Genomic DNA, 18,056 nt, shown 5'->3' on the forward strand with positions numbered 1-18,056 from the left:
GGATACCCCCTCTCCCTCTGGGAGAGGGCGGGGGTGAGGGTAGGACCCGCGATGAGCTCTTCAGTGCAAAAGACCGTGCCGTTTTCCACGCTACAGCACTGATCGCGGCCATGGGCCGCTCCTACGGTTACATCAAACCTGTTGGAGCGGCCGCATCGGCGGGCCGCCATGGCCGCGATAGCGCAGTGGCGCAGCAGGCAAACGCTTGCTGTCGTCACTCCCACATCACACCGCCCCTTAGGCTATCCTGCCCGGACAAGAACGTTGCCTGCCTAAGGACCTCTCATGTCTGCCTTGCGCCAGGGTTATGCCCTGGGCCTCACCGCCTATGGGCTGTGGGGCTTGTTTCCGCTGTTCTTCAAGCTGCTGGCGGCCCTGCCGGCGACCGAAATCCTGTTCCAGCGCATCCTCTGGTCCGCCCTGTTCAGCGCCTTGCTGCTGCTGGTCTGGCGCCATCGCGGCTGGTGGGCGGAGTTGCGCGCCCACCCGCGACGGCTGCTCTGGCTGGCGCTGTCCGGCGCCCTGGTGGCCTGCAACTGGCTGGTCTACATCTGGGCGGTCAACAACGCCCATGTGGTCGAGGCCAGCCTGGGCTACTACATCAATCCGCTGGTCAACATCCTGCTCGCCCTGGTGATCCTCGGTGAACGCCTGCGGCCGCTGCAGTGGATCGCCGTGGGCCTGGCGGTGCTGGGCGTCGCCCAGCAACTGTGGACCCTGGGGCAACTGCCTTGGGTCTCCCTAGCGCTGGCGCTGACTTTCGCCTTCTATGGCCTGGTGCGGCGGCAGACGCCGGTAGCCGCGCTGCCGGGCATGGTGGTGGAGAGCTGGATGCTGGTGCCGATCGCCCTGGTCGCGCTGCCGCTGCTGACCCCGGGGGTGAGTCTGCAGGCGGAGACCTGGCAATCCTCGCTGGGCCTGCTGATCGTGCTGGCCGGGCCGGTCACCCTGATCCCGTTGCTGTGCTTCAACGCCGCGGCGCGCAAGCTGCCCTATTCGACCCTGGGCTTCCTGCAGTACCTGGCGCCGACCCTGGTGCTGATCCAGGCGGTCTGGCTCTACGACGAACCCTTCCCCCGCGAGCGGCTGTTCGCCTTCATCTGCATCTGGACGGGCCTTGCCGTGTTCAGCTTCGATCTCTGGCGCGCCAGTCGCAAGCTGAAGGCCGGATAGCAGAACGCCCCTCGCAAGGGGCGTTCGTCACCGCTGCGGCGCCGATCAGGCTTCGCCGGCGGTCTGCATGCGCGCCAGTTCCTGGGCGTAGAGGGCGTCGAAGTTCACCGGCTGCAGCATCAGCGCGGGGAAGGAGCCACGCACCACCATGTTGTCCAGCGCTTCACGGGCGTAGGGGAACAGGATGTTGGGGCAGAAGGCGCCCAGGGCATGGGCCATGGAGGCGGCGTCCAGGCCCTTGATCAGGAAGATGCCACCCTGCTGCACTTCAGCGATGAAGGCGGTCTCTTCGTTGTTCTTGACGGTCACGGTCAGGGTCAGCACCACTTCGTGGAAGTCGTCGCCCAGGGTCTTCTGGCGGGTGGCCAGGTCCAGGTTGACGTTGGGCTGCCAGTCCTGACGGAAGATCTCGGGGCTCTTGGGCGCTTCGAAGGACAGGTCGCGGATGTAGATGCGTTGCAGGGAGAACTGAGCGCCGTCTTCCTGGGCGCCATTGGCTTGGTCGGTCATGGTAGGGCCTTGAGTGATGAGTGTTGGTCAGGCGGACAGCAGCGGATCGAGACGTCCGCTTCGGTCTAGGGCATAGAGATCGTCGCAACCGCCGACGTGGGTGCTGCCGACCCAGATCTGCGGCACGCTGGTGCGACCGGCCTTGCGGGCCATCTCGCTGCGCAGCGCCGGCTGGCCGTCGACGGAGACTTCCCGGTAGGCCACGTTCTTGCGATCGAGCAGGTGCTTGGCACGATGGCAATAGGGACACCAGGCACTGGTATAGATGACGACGTCAGACATGCGCGGTCTCCAGTGGCCGATGAGGCGGCCACGCTAGGGGTTCACTTCACCAGGGGCAGATTCTCTGCACGCCAGGTGGCGATGCCGCCGTTCAGCCGAGCGGCGGTGAAGCCGGCCTTCTGCAGATCGCCGCACACGGCGCCGGCCTGCTGGCCGGCGCTGTCCACCACGATCAGGGTCTTGGCCTTGTGCTTCTCCAGTAGAGACAGGCTGCTGGCGACTTTCTCCTGGGCGATGTTCAACGCGCCGACGATATGCCCGGCGGCGAAGTCCTTGCTCGGGCGGATGTCGAGCACCACGCCCTCTTCGCGATTGACCAGATTGGTGAGTTCGCCAGTGGACAGGCTGCGCCCGCCCCGACGGGTCTCGTTGAACAGCATCAGGGCGACGATGGCGAGGAAGGCGGCGACGAGCAGCGGATGATGGGTGGCGAATTCGACCACCCGACCGAGAAATTCCATAATGAAAGAACTATCCAAGGAGGGCTAAAAATGCTGGCCAGTATACACAGCCCCCCGATGGCGCCATACCCTCGCCGCCCCCGGGTTATCCGCAGGTAACCAGCTCATCCCGAACTGCCTCCTTGGCGGCTTCCGTCGCTCTGCCTAGGCTTGGCTTCCCTTCATTTCCGAGGAATCCAGCCATGACCTCCATCGCCCTGCTCGGCGCCACCGGTAACGTCGGCAGTCGCTTGCTCGATGAAGCCCTCTCCCGTGGCCACCGGGTCACCGCCCTGGTGCGGGAACCCGCGCGCCTGGCGTCCCGTGCCGACCTGAACGTGGTTGCCGGAGACGTCAAGGATCCGCAGGCGGCCAAGGCGCTGTCCGGCCATGACGTGCTGGTCAGCAGCCTGAGATTCGCCGACATCGCACCGGATACGCTGATCGACTTCGCCAGAGCCACTGGCATCCCGCGCCTGCTGATCGTTGGCGGCGCCGCCAGCCTGAAGCTGCCGGACGGCTCGCGACTGTTCGATGCGCCTGCCTTTCCCGCGGAATACCGCAGCGAAGCCGGGGCCGGTATCGCTACCCTGGACGCCCTGCGCGGGGTCAGCGACCTCGACTGGGTCTTCGTCAGTCCGCAGATGGTCTTCGCCCCGGGCACCCGCACGGGCCGCTTCCGCCTGGGCGACGATACCCTGCTGTTCGATGCGGCCGGGGACAGCCACATCTCCTACGAAGACTTCGCCGTGGCCCTGCTCGACGAGGTCGAACGTCCCGTTCATCACCGTACCCGCTTCACCGTCGGCTACTGAAACGGAAATGCCCCCTCGTTCGCAGCCTGGCCGCCTGGTCGGGCCGTGAACGCTGAACGGCGTGCCTTGCCGTTTTTTTTGCCGGATGTGACGGGCATACTAGGCGCTTCGCCCTAGAAACGTACGACCTCGCATGCGCCGTGTTCTCGCCCTTCTCCTGCTTGCCAGCGTTCTCGCTCCCGCCCTGGCCGACGATCGCGCCGATACCCAGCGGCAGATCGAGCAGACCCGCCGGGAAATCCAGGAGATGCAGAAGGTCCTCAAGCAGGTGCAGGCCGAGAAGTCCGGCGTGCAGAAGCAGCTGCAGGGCACCGAGACCCAGATGGGCGAGCTGGAAAAGCAGGTGGACTCGCTGCAGAAGCAGCTGGAGAACGGCGAAAAAAAGCTGCAAGAGCTGGACGGGCGCAAGAAGAAGCTCGACCAGTCTCGCGCTGAGCAACAACAGCTGATCGCCGTGCAGGTGCGCGCCGCCTACCAGAGCGGCCGTCAGGAATACCTCAAGCTGCTGCTCAATCAGGAGCATCCGGAAAAGGTCAGCCGCACCCTCACCTACTACAACTACCTGAATCGTACCCGGCTGGATCAGCTCGCCACCTTCAACGATACCCTGCGCGAGATCCGCGAGGTGGAACAGGGCATCCAGCAGGAACAGGGCGACCTGGTCGCCCGTCGCGAAGACCTGGAAAAGCGTCAGGCGGAGCTGGCCGAGGTGCGCAAGGAGCGCCAGGCGGCGCTGGCCAAGATCAACGCGGACTACCGCGACAAGAGTCGCGAGATCGAGAACCGCGAGCAGGATCAGGCCGCGCTGAACAAGGTGCTCAAGACCATCGAGGAAACCCTCGCGCGCCAGGCCCGCGAAGCGGAGGAAGCCCGTCAGCGGCAACTGGCCGAAGCCCGCGCCGCCGAAGCACGGGAAGCGGCACGGCGCCAGGCGCAAAGCGAGCCGAAAGCCCCGCGCCCCTCGAACGCCCCGGAACTGGCGGTGTCTAGTGCAGCACCTGCCTATGGCGGCGCCTTCGCCAATGCCCGCGGCAAGCTGCCCTGGCCGGTCGATGGCCGTCTGGTGGCGCGTTTCGGCAGTGCCCGCGGCGACGACCCCCGCGCGAAATGGGACGGCGTCCTGATCGCAGCCGGGGCCGGTACCCGGGTCAAGGCGGTGCACGACGGCCGGGTGGTCTTCGCCGACTGGCTAAGAGGCGCTGGCCAACTGGTTATCATCGATCATGGGAATGGCTATCTCAGCCTGTACGGACATAATCAGAGCCTGCTCAAGTCTGCGGGTGACGTGGTCAAGGCCGGGGATGCCATCGCGACCGTCGGCGCCAGCGGCGGTCAGGAAGCCTCCGCCTTGTACTTCGCCATCCGCCAACAGGGCCGCCCGACGGACCCGGTCATCTGGTGCCGTGCTCAGGGATAGTGCGACACACCTCGGTTTAGGAGCTGCACATGCCGCATCGCTTTCGTCCCACCGTCCTGGTCCTCGCCCTGCTGTTCAGCGGCGTCGGAGTCGTCCAGGCGCAATCGTCGCAGAGCACGCCGGCTGCGGTGACGCCGGTCGCACCGGGCGCCGCGCCCGCGGCACCGGCCAGTGCTCCGCTGCCGCTGGACGAGCTGCGCACCTTCGCCGAGGTGTTCGACCGCATCAAGGCCGCCTATGTGGAGCCGGTGTCGGACAAGGTCCTGCTGGAGAACGCCATCAAGGGCATGCTCAGCAACCTGGATCCGCATTCCGCCTATCTGGAACCCAAGGACTTCGCCGAACTGCAGGAAACCACCAGCGGTGAATTCGGCGGCCTGGGCCTGGAAGTCGGCCAGGAGAACGGCTTCATCAAGGTGGTCTCGCCCATCGACGACACCCCGGCGGCCAAGGCGCGCCTGCAGCCGGGCGACCTGATCGTCAAGATCGACGGCCAGCCCACCAAGGGCCAGGCCATCAACGAAGCCGTCGACAAGATGCGCGGCAAGCCGGGCAGCCCCATCGTGCTGACCATCGTCCGCGGTGGCGGCCAGCCGTTCGACGTCAAGCTGGCGCGGGCGGTGATCAAGGTCAACAGCGTCAAGAGCCAGCTGCTCGAATCCGGCTACGGCCTGCTGCGCATCTCGCAGTTCCAGGTCAATACCGGCGAAGAGACGGTCAAGGCGCTCGGCAAGCTGCGTCAGGAGAACAAGGGCAAGCTCAAGGGCCTGATCCTCGACCTGAGAAACAACCCGGGCGGGGTCCTGCAGTCGGCGGTCGAGGTGGCCGATGCCTTCATGACTCACGGTCTGATCGTCTACACCAAGGGCCGCCTGCCCAACTCCGAACTGCGCTTCTCGGCCGATGCCGCCGATCCCAGCGAGAAGGTGCCCCTGGTGGTGCTGATCAATGGCGGCAGCGCCTCGGCCGCGGAAATCGTCGCCGGTGCCCTGCAGGATTCCAAGCGCGGCATCCTCATGGGCACCGACAGCTTCGGCAAGGGTTCGGTGCAGACGGTGCTGCCGCTCAACAACGACCGCGCGCTCAAGCTCACCACGGCGCTCTACTACACGCCGAGCGGGCGCTCCATCCAGGCCCAGGGCATCACCCCCGACATCGCCGTGGCGCCGGCCAAGGTCACCCCGCAGAGCGGCGGCGACGAATACTTCCGCGAAGCCGATCTGGCCGGTCACCTGGGCAATGGCAATGGCGGCGCCGATCGGCCCACCGGCAGCAAGGCGCCCAACCAGAGTCCGCGGCCGCAGGATGACGACTTCCAGCTCTCCCAGGCGCTGTCGCTGCTCAAGGGACTCAACGTCACCCATACCCCGTGAGGGCGGGACGCTGGCTACTGGCCGGGGCGCTCGCCCTGGTCGGCACCCTCGCCCAGGCCGCCACCGCGCAGCTGACCATCGTCATCGACGACCTCGGGCAGAATCCGGCGCGGGATCGGCAGGTCCTGGCCCTGCCCGCGCCGGTGGTCCTGGCGATCATCCCCGAGACCCGCTACGCCGCCGAACTGGCCACCGTGGCCCACCGCGCCGGACGCACCGTGCTGCTGCACCTGCCCATGGACCCGGCCGGCGGTCCCTATGCCTGGCATCCGGAGATGTCCTCGGCCGAGCGCCTGCAACGCCTGGACCGGGCGCTGGAACGGGTACCCGAGGCGGATGGGGTGAACAATCATGAAGGTAGTCGCATGACCGCGGACCGCCCCGCCATGGCCGAGTTGATGCAGGTCCTGCAGGAGCGTCACCTGCTGTTTCTCGACAGCCGCACCAGCGCGGCCACCGTGGCCGCGGCGGAAGCCCAGAAGATCGGCCTGGCCAGCGTCTCGCGCGATGTCTTTCTCGACAACGACGCCACCCCGGCGGCGGTGGCGGCCCAGCTGGCCGAAGGCGTGCGCCTGGCCCAGCGCCAGGGCAGCGCGGTGCTGATCGGCCATCCGCACCCGGCGACCCTGGCGGTGCTGGCCCAGCAGTTGCCGCTGCTCAAGGCCCAGGGCGTGGAGGTCATCGACCTGCCGCAGATGATCGCCCTGCGGGCCAACCAGGCCATGCCCGGGCACGGTCGCGCCGGTCGCTATCGCTAGCGAGCGGCCTCCAGGGGTCAGAGGTAGTTGTTGGTGATGCTGTCGATCACTCCTTCCTTGCGCATCTGCTCCAGCGCCGCCCTGAGGCGTATCACCACCTCGTCAGGGGTGTCCTTGTTCAACGCCAGATACTGATCCACCTCGTTGAAGCGCAGCAGCGTCTGCAAGCCGGTCACCCCCTGCTGCTTGGCGAGATAGCGGCCGACAGGATCGGCGGTAGCCCAGATGTCGATCTGGCCTTTCACCAGTTTGTCGACGTTCTCCTGATCGCGCAGGGCGTCGATGACCGGAATGCCCTGGGCGGTCAGCGTCTTGCTGATCACATCGTTGCGATAGGTACCGATGCGATAGCGGGCGGCGTCCTTGAGCGTCTTGACGTCCAGCTTGCTGCCAGGCAGCGCCTGCAGGGTCCAGCTCGAACGGCCGAAAGGGCCCACCCACTTGAACTGATCCTTGCGCGCCTCTGTGTAGGCCACGGAGAAGAGTCCGTAGTTGGGCGTTTCCTGGGTCAGCCGATAGATGCGATCCCAGGGGAAGCGCAGCGAGAGGCTGTACTTGATGCCGGCCCGCTTGAACATCTCGCGGACGATATCGGTGGCGATACCGTCGATGGCGTCATCGCGGGCGAAGTTCTTGTCATCGACCGACATGTTGAAGGGAGGATAATTCTCGGTCAGGAGCACGACCTGGTAGTAATCCGGCAACTCGGCCCGGGCCTGGGTCAGACCCAGGGTGCAACCCAAGACTACACCTGCAAGACGCAACCACAGCTTTTGCATTGCAACTCCCTGGCGACGCACGGCCGCATTTCCGAGGTTTCGTCGAATATCCCTTTACAACATTCAGTGCTCACTGCCGCTGGCTGCGCCGCGGTCGTCAGTCTTGCGTCGATCCCGGTCTGGCCGCCTGGCCGATCTGGAATTCCTCGCGTCCACGCCCACCGCCAGGCGGCGCACTAGAGATAGTTGTTGGTGATGCTGTCGACCAGACCTTCCTGGCGCATGGCATCCAGGGCCTGCTGCAGGCGGGTCACCACCTCGTCGGGGGTGTCCTTGTTCAAGGCCAGGTAGAGGTCGGATTCCTGGAAGCTGAGCAGGGTCTGCAGATTGCTGACGCCCTGCTGCTTGGCCAGGTAGCGGGCGACCACGTCGGTGGTGGCCCAGACGTCGATCTCGCCCTTCTGCAACTTGGCGATGTTCTCCTGATCACGCAGGGCATCGATGGGAACGATGCCCTTCTCCTGGATCATCAGGCTCACCGCGGAATTCTTGTAGGCACCGACGCGCAGCCGGGCCGCCGTGGCCAGGTCCGGCACCTTGAGGGTGCTGCCGGACAGCGCCATGAACACCTTGCGGGTCTTGCCCAGCGGCCCGACCCACTTGAACAGCGGCAGCCTCGATTCGGTGCGCGACACGGAGAACAGCGCGTAGTTGGGGCTCTCCAGGGTCAGGTTGTAGATGCGATCCCAGGGAAAGCGCAGCGAGAGGTTGTAGTCGATCCCGGCGCGCTTGAACATTTCGCGCACCAGATCGGCGCTGATGCCGTCGATGGCATCGTCACGCGCGAAATTCTTGTCGTCCACCGCCATGTTGAAGGGCGGGAAGTTCTCGGTCAGCAGCACCACGCGATAGCCCGCTGGCAATTCCGCCCGGGCCGTCCCCAGGCCCAGGGTGCAACTCAACAGTACGGCGGCGATGGCCAACCAGGACTTGCGCATAGCTCTCTCCTCAGGCGACCGTCCGCGCCGATCGCTCGGCCCGCCGGGATCACAGATAACGATTGAAAATGGTCTGAACCGCGCCGCTCTGGCGCATCTCGTCGAGGGCCTTTTGCAGCTTCTGTACCACCTCGTCGGGGGTCTGCTTGTTCAGCGCCAGGAACAGCTCGCCGCTGTTGAAGCGCAGCAGCATCTTGAGTCCGGTCACGTCTTCCTGGCGGGCCAGGTAGCGGCCGGCGGGGTCACCGGTGGCCCAGACATCGATCTGTCCCTTGACCAGGCGCTGTACGTTTTCCTGATCGCGCAGCGCGAGATCCGGCTGGAAGCCCTGCTGGGCGAGACTCTCGGCGATGGCGTCACCCTTGTAGGCGCCGATCTTGAGCTGCTGCTTGCGGACGTCGTCCAGGCTGCGCAGCTGCAGGTGGCTGTCGGCGCGCCCGAGCAGCACCCAGTCGTCCGGGCCGATGGGGCCGACCCACTTGAACAGCCCCTCGCGCTCGGGCAGCCGGGCGGTGACGAAGACCCCGTGGTCGGGTTGATCCAGGGCCATGCCGTAGATCCGCTCCCAGGGAAATCTCAGGGTGAGGTTGTAGGAGATGCCGGCGCGCTGGCACATCTCGCGGACCATGTCGACGGCGATGCCCTTGAGCTCGCCCTCGCGGGCGAAGTTCTTGCCATCCACGGAGAAGTTGTAGGGCGGGAAGTTTTCCGTCAGCAGCGTCAGCTGATAACCCGCCGGTAGCTCCGCCCTGACCGCAGTCGTCGATACCAGCAGCAAACCGGCCAAGCAGGCCCAGATTCCCTTGCGCACGCCCCTCTCCCTGCCGGCACCGCCGGTGCTTAAGATTTTGTGGAGCGTATCACAATCCCTTTTTCGGCCAGGTACCGTTTAGCCTCGGGAATGGTGCATTCGCCGAAATGGAAGATGCTCGCCGCCAGCACCGCAGAGGCCTTGCCTTCGAGGATGCCGTCGGCCAGGTGCTGCAGATTGCCGACGCCGCCGGAGGCGATCACCGGGATGCCCACCGCCTCGCTGACGGCGCGGGTTACGCCCAGGTCGAAGCCGCTCTTCATGCCGTCCTGGTCCATGCTGGTGAGCAGGATCTCGCCGGCGCCCAGGCCTTCCATCTTCTGCGCCCAGGCCACGGCGTCGAGGCCGGTGGGCTTGCGTCCGCCATGGGTGAAGATCTCCCAGCGCGGGGTTTCGCCGGGGCCGCTGACGCGCTTGGCGTCGATGGCCACCACGATGCACTGGGAACCGAAGCGCGCCGCGGCTTCACCGACGAACTCCGGGGTGAAGACCGCCGCGGTGTTGATCGACACCTTGTCGGCGCCGGCATTGAGCAGGTTGCGGATGTCCTGCACGGTGCGCACGCCGCCGCCCACGGTCAGCGGGATGAACACCTGGCTGGCCATGCGCTCCACGGTGTGCAGGGTGGTATCACGACCCTGGTGGCTGGCGGTGATGTCGAGAAAGGTGATCTCGTCGGCGCCCTGCTCGTTGTAGCGGCGGGCGATCTCCACCGGATCACCGGCATCGCGGATGTTCTCGAACTTGACGCCCTTGACCACGCGGCCATTGTCCACGTCCAGGCAGGGGATGATGCGTTTCGCCAGCGCCATGACTGAGTCCTCAGACCTTGAAGTTGTCGCACAGCGCCTGGGCCTCGGCGACGTCGAGGGTGCCCTCGTAGATCGCCCGACCGGTGATGGCGCCGATGATGCCCGGGCTGCGGGCGTCGAGCAGGTTCTGGATGTCACCCAGGTTGTGGATGCCGCCGGAGGCGATCACCGGGATGCTGGTGGCTTCGGCCAGGGCGCGGGTGGCCGGCACGTTGCAGCCCTGCATCATGCCGTCGCGGGCGATGTCGGTGTAGACGATGGCGCTGACGCCGTCGGCTTCGAAGCGGCGGGCCAGGTCGGTGACCTGCAATTCGCTGACCTCGGCCCAGCCGTCGGTGGCAACGAAGCCGTCCTTGGCGTCCAGGCCGACGATGACCTTGCCGGGGAAGGCGCGGCAGGCTTCAGCGACGAATTCCGGCTGCTTGACCGCCTTGGTGCCGATGATCACGTAGCTGACGCCGGCGCGGACATAGTGCTCGATGGTCTCCAGCGAGCGGATGCCGCCGCCGATCTGGATCGGCAGGCCGGGATAGCGCTTGGCGATGGCGGTCACCACCTCGCCATTGACCGGCTGGCCTTCGAAGGCGCCGTTGAGATCCACCAGGTGCAGCCGGCGGCAGCCACCGTCGACCCACTGGGCGGCCATGGCCACGGGATCGTCGGAGAACACGGTGGAATCTTCCATGCGCCCCTGGCGCAGGCGGACGCAGGCACCGTCCTTGAGGTCGATGGCGGGGATGATCAGCATGGCAATACCTTGGCTCGGGGGTGAGGGCGATCTAGGGCTTTTCCAGCGCCCAGATGTCGCTTTCCAGGCTGTCGACACGCTCCCTGAGCAGGGTCTGCACGTCGGCAACCGCCTTGTTGTAGTACAGCGGCCCGCACTCGCGGGCGAAGAAATCCAGCAGCTCCTCGACTTCGAACCGCCCCAGGCAGACCTCGAAGCGGTCGTCCAGCAGGGTCTGCAAGGCCGTGACCAGGCGCTGGCTCTGCTCGGGTTCAAGCGTCACCAGCGGCGCGGGCGGCTTGCGCGCCATTACCAGCGGCCGTCCCAGGCGAGGAAGTTGGCATAGAGCTGCAGGCCGCAGTCGGCGCTCTTCTCGGGGTGGAACTGGGTGGCGAAGCGCGAGCCGTCGGCCAGCACCGCGGCGAAATCCAGGCCATAGTGGCCGCGCCCGACCACCTGGCGCGGATTGCCGGCCTCGACATAGAAGCTGTGCACGAAATAGAAGCGGGCGCGATCGGGGATGCCGTGCCAGAGCGGATGGTCGAGCACATGGCTGACCTCGTTCCAGCCCATGTGCGGCACCTTGAGGGTCTCGCCCTCTTCCTGCATGCCGCCCGGGAAACGCCGTACGGCGCCGGGGAACAGGCCGATGCAATCCACGCCGCCGTTCTCTTCGCTGCGCTGCATCAGCGCCTGCATGCCGACGCAGACGCCGAGGAAGGGGCGGTCCTGGCTGACTTCACGGACCAGCTCATCGATGCCCTGGCGGCGGATCTCGGCCATGCAGTCGCGGATGGCGCCGACGCCGGGCAGGACGATGCGGTCCGCCTCGCGGATCACCGCGGGATCGCCGGTCACCAGTACCTGGTGGCTACCGGCATGCTCCAGGGCCTTGGCCACGGAGTGCAGGTTGCCCATGCCATAGTCGATGACGGCTACCGTCTGCATCACAGGCACCCCTTGGTGGAGGGCATGACGCCGGCCATGCGCGGATCTTCGGCAAGGGCCATGCGCAGGGCGCGGCCAAAGGCCTTGAACACGGTTTCGATCTGGTGGTGGCTGTTGACGCCGCGCAGGTTGTCGACGTGCAGGGTCACCTGGGCGTGATTGGTGAAGCCCTGGAAGAATTCGAGGAACAGATCGACGTCCATGCGCCCCACGGTGGCGCGGGTGAAGGGCACGTTCCAGTGCAGCCCGGGGCGGCCGGAAAAGTCGATCACCACCCGCGACAGGGCTTCGTCCAGGGGCACATAGGCATGGCCATAGCGCTGGATGCCCTTCTTGTCGCCGACCGCCTTGGCGAAGGCCTGGCCGAGGGTGATGCCGATGTCTTCCACCGTGTGGTGGTCGTCGATGTGCAGGTCGCCGCGGCAGTGGATATCGAGGTCGATCAGCCCGTGGCGGGCGATCTGGTCGAGCATGTGCTCGAGGAAGGGGACCCCGGTGTCGAAGCGCGCTGCGCCCGTGCCGTCCAGATCCAGGGATACCTTGACCTGGGTCTCCAGGGTGTTGCGCTCGACGGTTGCCTTGCGTTCGGCCATAGCCTGCTCCGCGAAAATCGGTGGGCGAAAGGGCCGATATTATAGGGGCGCGGGGGCTGGATCGAAAGCGCGGCGGGACGAGGCGTCCCACCGCGAGGGGCGCCCGCGTGGGGACGCCCCGTTACCGTCCGGTTCGGCTGTGACTCAGCTGAACAGGGCGGCGGTCTTTTGCAGGGTGATCCAGATGCCCCAGGCCAGCGGGATGCCCACGGCCAGCCAGGCGGCGATGGCCAGCGGCTTGGTCTTGGGATCGGCGCTCCACTCCAGCACCTGGGCGCTGCCGGCGTTGCTGTCGTGGCCATTGGCGCGCTCGACGGCGAGTTCGGCCTCGGTCATGAAGTGCTTGTCGGCCACCGGACGCACCATCAGGTTGCAGATGAAGCCCAGCACCAGCAGACCGGCCAGGATGTACAGGGTGATGTCGTACACCTGGGCGCGGGGGATGCCCATGCTCAGCTGATACTCGCGCAGGTAGTTGACCAGCACCGGACCGAAGACGCCGGCGGCGGCCCAGGCGGTAAGCAGGCGACCGTGGATGGCGCCGACCATCTGAGTACCGAACAGGTCGGCGAGGTAGGCCGGCACGGTGGCGAAACCACCGCCGTACATGGACAGGATCAGGCAGAAGGCGAAGACGAACAGCGCCACGCTGCCCAGGTGACCGGTCCAGGGCACGATGGCATAGAGCACGAAACCCAGGGTGAAGAAGACGAAGTAGGTCATCTTGCGGCCGATGTAATCGGAGAAGGATGCCCAGAAGAAGCGACCGCCGATGTTGAACAGGCTCAGCAGACCGGTGAAGCCGGCGGCGATGGCGGCGATCTGCTTGAGCTGATCGGCGCTGAGTTCACCGTAGGCCAGGCCGTTGCCCAGCAGACGACCACCGAAGACTTCCTGCAGCAGCGGCGACGCCATGCCGAGGATGCCGATGCCGGCGGTCACGTTCAGGCAGAGCACGGCCCAGACCAGCCAGAACTGCGGGATGCCCCAGATCTTGCTCACGTGGACGTGGCGATTGGTGATCATGGCGTTCTGCGCCTTCTTGGTCGAAGGCGTCCAGCCGGCGGGTTTCCAGCCGGTCGGCGGTACGCGATAGCCCAGGGCACCGCTCATCATGAACACGAAGTAGACCACCGCCATGACCAGGAAGGCCTGCCAGACGCCGACCTCGGTCGCCGAGGCGAAGTGGCGCATCAGCAGGTCGGCCAGGGGGGCACCCACCATGGCGCCGCCACCGAAGCCCATGATGGCCATGCCGGTGGCCATGCCGCGCTTGTCCGGGAACCACTTGATCAGGGTCGACACCGGCGAGATGTAGCCCAGGCCCAGACCGATACCGCCGATCACGCCCGAACCCAGCCACAGCATCCAGATCTGGTGGGTATAGATGCCCAGGGCGGAGATCAGCAGACCACCGCACCAGCACAGGGCCGAGACGACCCCGGCCTTGCGCGGACCGGCGTGTTCCAGCCAGCCACCGAACAGGGCGGCGGAGCAGCCGAGGAAGATGAAGAACAGGGTGTAGATCCAGCCGAGCTGCGAGATCTTCCAGTCACAGGTGGCACTGAAGATCTGCTCGAAGAAGCCCATCTCGACCGGGCAGGCCACGGCGGCGGTGATGCCGATCGCCTTGGACAGCGGCAGCCAGAAGACCGAGAAGCCGTAGGCCATGCCGATGCACAGGTGGATGGCCAGGGCGGCCGGCGGGACCAGCCAGCGGTTGAAACCGGGCCGGGCGACGATGCGCTCCTTGGAAAGGAAAGCCGGACGTGCCGAAGCGACACCGCCAGCAGTGAGAGTAGTGCTCATGGGTTCAGCCCTTTTCTAGTGTATAGCGTCCAGGCCGGTGGACATTCCCTGCACGCTTCCCCTTAAACGAGTCAAAGAAACGGCGCCAACCGACCAGAGGTGCGCGACATTAAAGCGCACCCTGGCCAACTGCCAGCCCTGCTGATTTACCAGGGTACGGGCGGCATCAGTCATCCGACGAAACGGGCGAGTACCACTGCTGTCACAGCGCCGACACCTCGATGTCATCGGGGCCGGCCGAGCCCCTATACTGGCCAGTCGCGCCATCGCCCGCCGGAACAGGAATTTCCTCTTCATGAAAGCTTTCGCCAAAGTGCTGGGTATCGTCCTCGTCGGCCTGCTGCTCCTGCTGGTCGCCGTAGGCTTCGCCCTCACCCACCTGGTCGATCCCAACGACTACAAGGACGAGATCCGCCAACTGGCGCGCGACAAGGCCAACGTCGACCTGCAACTCAAGGGCGACATCGGCTGGAGTCTGTTTCCCTGGCTGGGCGTCGAACTGCACGACGCCACCCTGGCCAGCGCCGCCACCCCGGATCGCCAGTTGGCCCAGGTGCAGCGGCTGATCCTCTCGGTCCGCCTGCTGCCGCTGCTGCTGCGGCGCGACCTGGAGATGAGCGACATCAAGATCGACGGCCTGGACCTCACCGCCAGTCGCGATGAGCAGGGCCGCACCAACTGGGCCGAGATCGGCCGCCCGGCACCCAAGGCGGACACGGGCGCCGCGCCTACCGATACCTCCGGCGGCGCCTCCGCGCCAGGCGAGCCGAGCGCGGGTCGCCAGCCGCTCAAGCTCAATGTCGAGAGCCTGACCGTGCGCAATTCGCGGGTCGAATACAGCGACGCCCGCAACGGCGCGCGCTATGCCTTCGACGGCATCGACCTGGAGACCGGTGCCATCTACGCCGGCACGTCCATTCCCATCAAGCTGGCCGGCACCGCCAGCACCACCCAGCCGCCGGTCAACGCCACCGTGCTGCTCAACGGCAAATTCCGCTTCGATCCCGCCAGCCAGCAGTACGCCCTGGATGACCTCCAGCTGACCGGCGACGCCAGCGGCGAGCCCTTCAACGGCAAGCTGGTCAACTATTCCGCCAGCGGCCAGCTGGCCGTCGACCGCCGCGCCCAGACCGCCGAGTGGACCAGCCTCAAGCTCACCGCCAACGACCTCAAGGCCCTGGGCGATCTCAAGCTCACCGGCCTGGAAAGCGATCCGCAGCTGGCCGGGCGCGTCTCCATCGCCCGCCTCGACCTGCGCGCCTTCCTCGACAGTATCGGCGTCGAATTGCCGGCCATGGCCGATGCCAAGACCCTGCAGCGCTTCGAGATGAATGCCCAGGTGCAGGCCAGCCGCAACGCCCTGGCGCTGGACGATTTCAATTTCCAGCTGGACGACAGCACCCTCAAGGGCCGGGTCGCGGTAGCCGACATCGCCCGCCGCGCCCTGCGCGTCCAGCTCAGCGGCGACCGCCTGGACCTGGATCGCTATCTGCCGGCCAAGGCCGCCGCGGCGCGCCAGGCCAATGGCGCACGCCAGGAAGAGGTCGCCCAGGTCGATGCCATCGCCACCCAGGGCAATTCGCCGCTGCCGGAGGCCCCGACCCAGCACGCCTGGAGCCAGGAGACCCTGCTGCCGGTGGAGCGCCTGCGCAGCCTGGACGCCGAGGTCGATCTCGGCCTGCAGCACCTGACCCTCAATCGCCTGCCCTTCGAAGGCGCCAGCCTCAAGGCCAGGGCCGCCGATGGCCAGTTGCAGCTCAGCGCCCTGGAAGGCGAATTGTTCGGCGGGCGCTTCGCAGCCGAGGGCGCCCTCGACGTGCGGGGCGTCCAGCCGCAACTGACCGCCCGCGAGCGCATCAAGGGCGTACCGGTGGAGCGCATCCTCCAGGCCCAGGGCCAGAAGCCGCCGGTGGAAGGGCTGCTCGACCTGGACGCCGATCTGCGCAGTTCGGGCGCCAGCCAGCGCAGCCTGATCGACAACCTGGGCGGTACCGCGCGCTTCGCCCTGCGCAACGGCCAGCTGATCGACGCCAATGTCGAAAGCCAGCTGTGCCAGGGCATCGCCCTGCTCAATCGCAAGCCGCTGGAGCTGCCCCATGGCGGCCAGAACACCCCCTTCCGCCAACTGAGCGGCAGCCTCAGCATCGTCAACGGCGTGGCCCGCAACCAGGACCTCAGCGTCAGCGTGCCCGGCCTTGCGGTAAAGGGCGCGGGCGACATCGACCTGCGCACCCTCGGTCTCGACTACCGCCTGGGCATCACCGTGCAGGGCGACACCAATGCCGCCGCCGACCCCGGTTGCCAGGTCGGCGAGCGCTATGCCGACATCGAGTGGCCCCTGCAGTGCCGCGGCCCCCTGGAACTGGGCGCCAAGGCCTGTCGCCTGGATCGCGAAGCCATGGGCCAGATCGTCGCCCGCGCCGCCGGCAATCGTCTGAACGAAAAAATCGAAGAGAAGCTCGGTGATAAGATCAGTCCCGACATCCAGAACGCCATCCGAGGGCTGTTGCAACGTCGATGACTGATGACGACTTTGGTACCGCCGTGCTGGCCTGGTACGACCTGCACGGTCGCAAGGATCTGCCCTGGCAACAGGCCGTGACGCCCTATCGGGTCTGGGTCTCGGAGATCATGCTCCAGCAGACCCAGGTCGCCACCGTGCTGGGCTATTTCGATCGCTTCATGCAGGCGCTGCCCACCGTCGAGGCGCTGGCCGCCGCCCCGGAAGACGAGGTCCTGCACCTCTGGACCGGTCTTGGCTACTACAGCCGCGCGCGCAACCTGCACAAGGCCGCCAAGACCGTGGTCGAGCGCCATGGCGGCGAATTTCCCCGTAGCGTCGAGGCCCTGGCCGAGCTGCCCGGCATCGGTCGCTCCACCGCCGGCGCCATCGCCAGCCTGAGCATGGGCATCCGCGCGCCGATTCTCGACGGCAACGTCAAGCGCGTCCTGGCCCGCTACACCGCCACCGCCGGCTATCCCGGCGAACCCGCCGTGGCCCGCCGCCTCTGGGACGTGGCCGACCGGCTGATGCCCCGCGAGCGGGTCGGCCCCTACACCCAGGCGATGATGGACCTGGGCGCCACCCTCTGCACCCGCAGCAAGCCCAGTTGCCTGCTGTGTCCGGTCAAGCCGGGCTGCCGCGCCCACCTGCTGGGCCAGGAAACCGAGTTTCCCACGCCCAAGCCGCGCAAGACGCTGCCCCAGCGGCAGACGCTGATGCCGCTGTTCGTCAACGACGCCAACGCCGTGCTGCTGCAGCGCCGCCCCTCGACCGGTCTCTGGGGCGGTCTCTGGGGGCCGCCGGAGGTGGCCGACGTGGCCGAGCTCGAAGCCCTCGCCGAACGCCAGGGCCTGGTCATCGACGAACGCCAGGCGCTACCTGGCCTGGTGCACACCTTCAGTCACTTCCAGCTGGCCATCGAACCCTGGCTGGTCCAGGTGGACCACCGCCAGCACCGCGTGGCCGAGGGCGACTGGCTTTGGTATAACCTCGCCTCCCCGCCGCGCCTGGGCCTTGCCGCCCCGGTGCAGAAACTGCTCAAGCGCGCCGAGCAGGCGCTCAAAGGAGAACCCGCATGACCCGCACCGTGATGTGCCGCAAGCACAAGCAGGAGCTGCCTGGCCTCGATCGTCCGCCCTATCCTGGCGCCAAGGGCGAAGACATCTATCAGCACGTCTCCAAGCAGGCCTGGGAAGAGTGGCAGAAGCACCAGACCATGCTCATCAACGAGCGTCGGCTGAACATGATGAACACCGAGGATCGCAAGTTCCTGCAGGCCGAGATGGACAAGTTCCTGTCCGGTGAAGACTACGCCCAGGCCGAGGGCTACGTACCCCCCAGCGCCTGAGTCGACGGCTAAGCGCCCGA

The 18,056-nt window shown here is 66.5% G+C and carries 20 protein-coding genes; 8 read left to right on the top strand and 12 right to left on the bottom strand.

What is annotated here, in order from left to right; genetic code table 11:
* Nucleotides 1-285: 285 nt before the first annotated feature.
* Nucleotides 286-1,173 carry an EamA family transporter RarD gene (rarD, locus tag POR01S_RS05920; RefSeq protein WP_042134534.1) on the top strand — a complete coding sequence of 296 codons (888 nt, stop codon included), beginning with the start codon at nucleotides 286-288 and terminating at the stop codon, nucleotides 1,171-1,173.
* A 45-nt stretch (nucleotides 1,174-1,218) separates the two neighbouring features.
* On the opposite strand, the gene secB is transcribed toward rarD, so the two are convergent.
* From secB to POR01S_RS05935, 3 genes are read right to left on the bottom strand one after another with little or no spacing between them, the layout of a single operon-like run.
* A complete protein-coding gene (gene secB, locus POR01S_RS05925) occupies nucleotides 1,219-1,683 on the bottom strand; it encodes a protein-export chaperone SecB (protein ID WP_007159775.1) in 465 nt (154 codons plus the stop codon).
* A 27-nt stretch (nucleotides 1,684-1,710) separates the two neighbouring features.
* Nucleotides 1,711-1,965, bottom strand: coding sequence for a glutaredoxin 3 (grxC, locus tag POR01S_RS05930; protein WP_007159776.1), 255 nt, complete (start codon nucleotides 1,963-1,965; stop codon nucleotides 1,711-1,713).
* Nucleotides 1,966-2,006: 41 nt separating this feature from the next.
* On the bottom strand, nucleotides 2,007-2,426 hold the full coding sequence (locus tag POR01S_RS05935) for a rhodanese-like domain-containing protein (protein ID WP_007159777.1): 420 nt from the start codon (nucleotides 2,424-2,426) through the stop codon (nucleotides 2,007-2,009).
* Between the two features lie 182 nt (nucleotides 2,427-2,608).
* Here POR01S_RS05935 and POR01S_RS05940 point away from each other — a divergent pair, with 182 nt between their 5' ends.
* The 4 genes from POR01S_RS05940 (at nucleotide 2,609) to POR01S_RS05955 (ending at nucleotide 6,768) form a co-directional block, all read left to right on the top strand.
* Nucleotides 2,609-3,220, top strand: a complete 612-nt coding sequence (locus POR01S_RS05940; protein ID WP_027597488.1) for an NAD(P)-dependent oxidoreductase — start codon at nucleotides 2,609-2,611, stop codon at nucleotides 3,218-3,220.
* 133 nt (nucleotides 3,221-3,353) lie between these two features.
* Nucleotides 3,354-4,637 carry a murein hydrolase activator EnvC family protein gene (locus POR01S_RS05945; protein ID WP_027597487.1) on the top strand — a complete coding sequence of 428 codons (1,284 nt, stop codon included), beginning with the start codon at nucleotides 3,354-3,356 and terminating at the stop codon, nucleotides 4,635-4,637.
* A 29-nt stretch (nucleotides 4,638-4,666) separates the two neighbouring features.
* Nucleotides 4,667-6,010, top strand: coding sequence for a S41 family peptidase (locus tag POR01S_RS05950; protein WP_027600695.1), 1,344 nt, complete (start codon nucleotides 4,667-4,669; stop codon nucleotides 6,008-6,010).
* A complete protein-coding gene (locus tag POR01S_RS05955; RefSeq protein WP_027597485.1) occupies nucleotides 6,007-6,768 on the top strand; it encodes a divergent polysaccharide deacetylase family protein in 762 nt (253 codons plus the stop codon). The genes POR01S_RS05950 and POR01S_RS05955 overlap by 4 nt, the downstream gene beginning before the upstream one ends.
* A gap of 17 nt (nucleotides 6,769-6,785) precedes the next feature.
* Here the strand turns inward: POR01S_RS05955 and POR01S_RS05960 are convergent, their stop codons facing one another.
* The 9 genes from POR01S_RS05960 to POR01S_RS06000 form a co-directional block, all read right to left on the bottom strand.
* A complete protein-coding gene (locus POR01S_RS05960) occupies nucleotides 6,786-7,547 on the bottom strand; it encodes a substrate-binding periplasmic protein (RefSeq protein ID WP_027597484.1) in 762 nt (253 codons plus the stop codon).
* A 176-nt stretch (nucleotides 7,548-7,723) separates the two neighbouring features.
* Entirely contained in the window at nucleotides 7,724-8,485 is a 762-nt protein-coding gene (locus POR01S_RS05965) for a substrate-binding periplasmic protein (protein WP_027597483.1), read from the bottom strand.
* A 49-nt stretch (nucleotides 8,486-8,534) separates the two neighbouring features.
* Nucleotides 8,535-9,296, bottom strand: a complete 762-nt coding sequence (locus POR01S_RS05970; protein ID WP_027600694.1) for a substrate-binding periplasmic protein — start codon at nucleotides 9,294-9,296, stop codon at nucleotides 8,535-8,537.
* A gap of 29 nt (nucleotides 9,297-9,325) precedes the next feature.
* A complete protein-coding gene (gene hisF / locus POR01S_RS05975) occupies nucleotides 9,326-10,108 on the bottom strand; it encodes an imidazole glycerol phosphate synthase subunit HisF (protein WP_042134537.1) in 783 nt (260 codons plus the stop codon).
* Nucleotides 10,109-10,118: 10 nt separating this feature from the next.
* The gene (gene hisA, locus POR01S_RS05980; RefSeq protein WP_027597481.1) at nucleotides 10,119-10,856 is read right to left on the bottom strand and encodes a 1-(5-phosphoribosyl)-5-[(5-phosphoribosylamino)methylideneamino]imidazole-4-carboxamide isomerase; all 738 of its coding nucleotides are present in this window, start codon (nucleotides 10,854-10,856) and stop codon (nucleotides 10,119-10,121) included.
* Nucleotides 10,857-10,887: 31 nt separating this feature from the next.
* Nucleotides 10,888-11,145: a DUF2164 domain-containing protein gene (locus POR01S_RS05985; protein WP_027597480.1), complete on the bottom strand. Its 258-nt coding sequence runs from the start codon at nucleotides 11,143-11,145 to the stop codon at nucleotides 10,888-10,890.
* A complete protein-coding gene (gene hisH, locus POR01S_RS05990; RefSeq protein ID WP_042134540.1) occupies nucleotides 11,145-11,783 on the bottom strand; it encodes an imidazole glycerol phosphate synthase subunit HisH in 639 nt (212 codons plus the stop codon). Before hisH ends, POR01S_RS05985 begins: the two co-directional genes overlap by 1 nt.
* Entirely contained in the window at nucleotides 11,783-12,376 is a 594-nt protein-coding gene (gene hisB, locus POR01S_RS05995) for an imidazoleglycerol-phosphate dehydratase HisB (protein ID WP_007159790.1), read from the bottom strand. The genes hisH and hisB overlap by 1 nt, the downstream gene beginning before the upstream one ends.
* A gap of 144 nt (nucleotides 12,377-12,520) precedes the next feature.
* Nucleotides 12,521-14,185, bottom strand: a complete 1,665-nt coding sequence (locus POR01S_RS06000) for an OFA family MFS transporter (RefSeq protein WP_027600691.1) — start codon at nucleotides 14,183-14,185, stop codon at nucleotides 12,521-12,523.
* Between the two features lie 295 nt (nucleotides 14,186-14,480).
* Between POR01S_RS06000 and POR01S_RS06005 the strand changes: the two genes are divergently transcribed.
* Genes POR01S_RS06005 through POR01S_RS06015 form a run of 3 tightly spaced genes read left to right on the top strand, consistent with a single transcriptional unit; the run spans nucleotide 14,481 to nucleotide 18,036 of the window.
* Entirely contained in the window at nucleotides 14,481-16,706 is a 2,226-nt protein-coding gene (locus tag POR01S_RS06005) for an AsmA family protein (protein WP_042134542.1), read from the top strand.
* The gene (gene mutY, locus POR01S_RS06010; protein WP_027600689.1) at nucleotides 16,703-17,767 is read left to right on the top strand and encodes an A/G-specific adenine glycosylase; all 1,065 of its coding nucleotides are present in this window, start codon (nucleotides 16,703-16,705) and stop codon (nucleotides 17,765-17,767) included. The genes POR01S_RS06005 and mutY overlap by 4 nt, the downstream gene beginning before the upstream one ends.
* Nucleotides 17,764-18,036, top strand: coding sequence for an oxidative damage protection protein (locus POR01S_RS06015; protein WP_027597475.1), 273 nt, complete (start codon nucleotides 17,764-17,766; stop codon nucleotides 18,034-18,036). Before mutY ends, POR01S_RS06015 begins: the two co-directional genes overlap by 4 nt.
* Nucleotides 18,037-18,056 lie beyond the last annotated feature (20 nt).

Source organism: Pseudomonas oryzihabitans NBRC 102199, assembly GCF_000730625.1.
In the GTDB taxonomy this organism is placed as follows: Bacteria; Pseudomonadota; Gammaproteobacteria; order Pseudomonadales; family Pseudomonadaceae; genus Chryseomonas; species Chryseomonas oryzihabitans.

Coding starts and splice junctions, on each gene's coding strand:
- rarD (WP_042134534.1), top strand. CDS start 286: ATGTCTGCCTTGCGCCAGGGTTATGCCCTGGGCCTCACCGCCTATGGG.
- secB (WP_007159775.1), bottom strand. CDS start 1,683: ATGACCGACCAAGCCAATGGCGCCCAGGAAGACGGCGCTCAGTTCTCC.
- grxC (WP_007159776.1), bottom strand. CDS start 1,965: ATGTCTGACGTCGTCATCTATACCAGTGCCTGGTGTCCCTATTGCCAT.
- POR01S_RS05935 (WP_007159777.1), bottom strand. CDS start 2,426: ATGGAATTTCTCGGTCGGGTGGTCGAATTCGCCACCCATCATCCGCTG.
- POR01S_RS05940 (WP_027597488.1), top strand. CDS start 2,609: ATGACCTCCATCGCCCTGCTCGGCGCCACCGGTAACGTCGGCAGTCGC.
- POR01S_RS05945 (WP_027597487.1), top strand. CDS start 3,354: ATGCGCCGTGTTCTCGCCCTTCTCCTGCTTGCCAGCGTTCTCGCTCCC.
- POR01S_RS05950 (WP_027600695.1), top strand. CDS start 4,667: ATGCCGCATCGCTTTCGTCCCACCGTCCTGGTCCTCGCCCTGCTGTTC.
- POR01S_RS05960 (WP_027597484.1), bottom strand. CDS start 7,547: ATGCAAAAGCTGTGGTTGCGTCTTGCAGGTGTAGTCTTGGGTTGCACC.
- POR01S_RS05965 (WP_027597483.1), bottom strand. CDS start 8,485: ATGCGCAAGTCCTGGTTGGCCATCGCCGCCGTACTGTTGAGTTGCACC.
- hisF (WP_042134537.1), bottom strand. CDS start 10,108: ATGGCGCTGGCGAAACGCATCATCCCCTGCCTGGACGTGGACAATGGC.
- hisA (WP_027597481.1), bottom strand. CDS start 10,856: ATGCTGATCATCCCCGCCATCGACCTCAAGGACGGTGCCTGCGTCCGC.
- POR01S_RS05985 (WP_027597480.1), bottom strand. CDS start 11,145: ATGGCGCGCAAGCCGCCCGCGCCGCTGGTGACGCTTGAACCCGAGCAG.
- hisH (WP_042134540.1), bottom strand. CDS start 11,783: ATGCAGACGGTAGCCGTCATCGACTATGGCATGGGCAACCTGCACTCC.
- hisB (WP_007159790.1), bottom strand. CDS start 12,376: ATGGCCGAACGCAAGGCAACCGTCGAGCGCAACACCCTGGAGACCCAG.
- POR01S_RS06000 (WP_027600691.1), bottom strand. CDS start 14,185: ATGAGCACTACTCTCACTGCTGGCGGTGTCGCTTCGGCACGTCCGGCT.
- POR01S_RS06005 (WP_042134542.1), top strand. CDS start 14,481: ATGAAAGCTTTCGCCAAAGTGCTGGGTATCGTCCTCGTCGGCCTGCTG.
- mutY (WP_027600689.1), top strand. CDS start 16,703: ATGACTGATGACGACTTTGGTACCGCCGTGCTGGCCTGGTACGACCTG.
- POR01S_RS06015 (WP_027597475.1), top strand. CDS start 17,764: ATGACCCGCACCGTGATGTGCCGCAAGCACAAGCAGGAGCTGCCTGGC.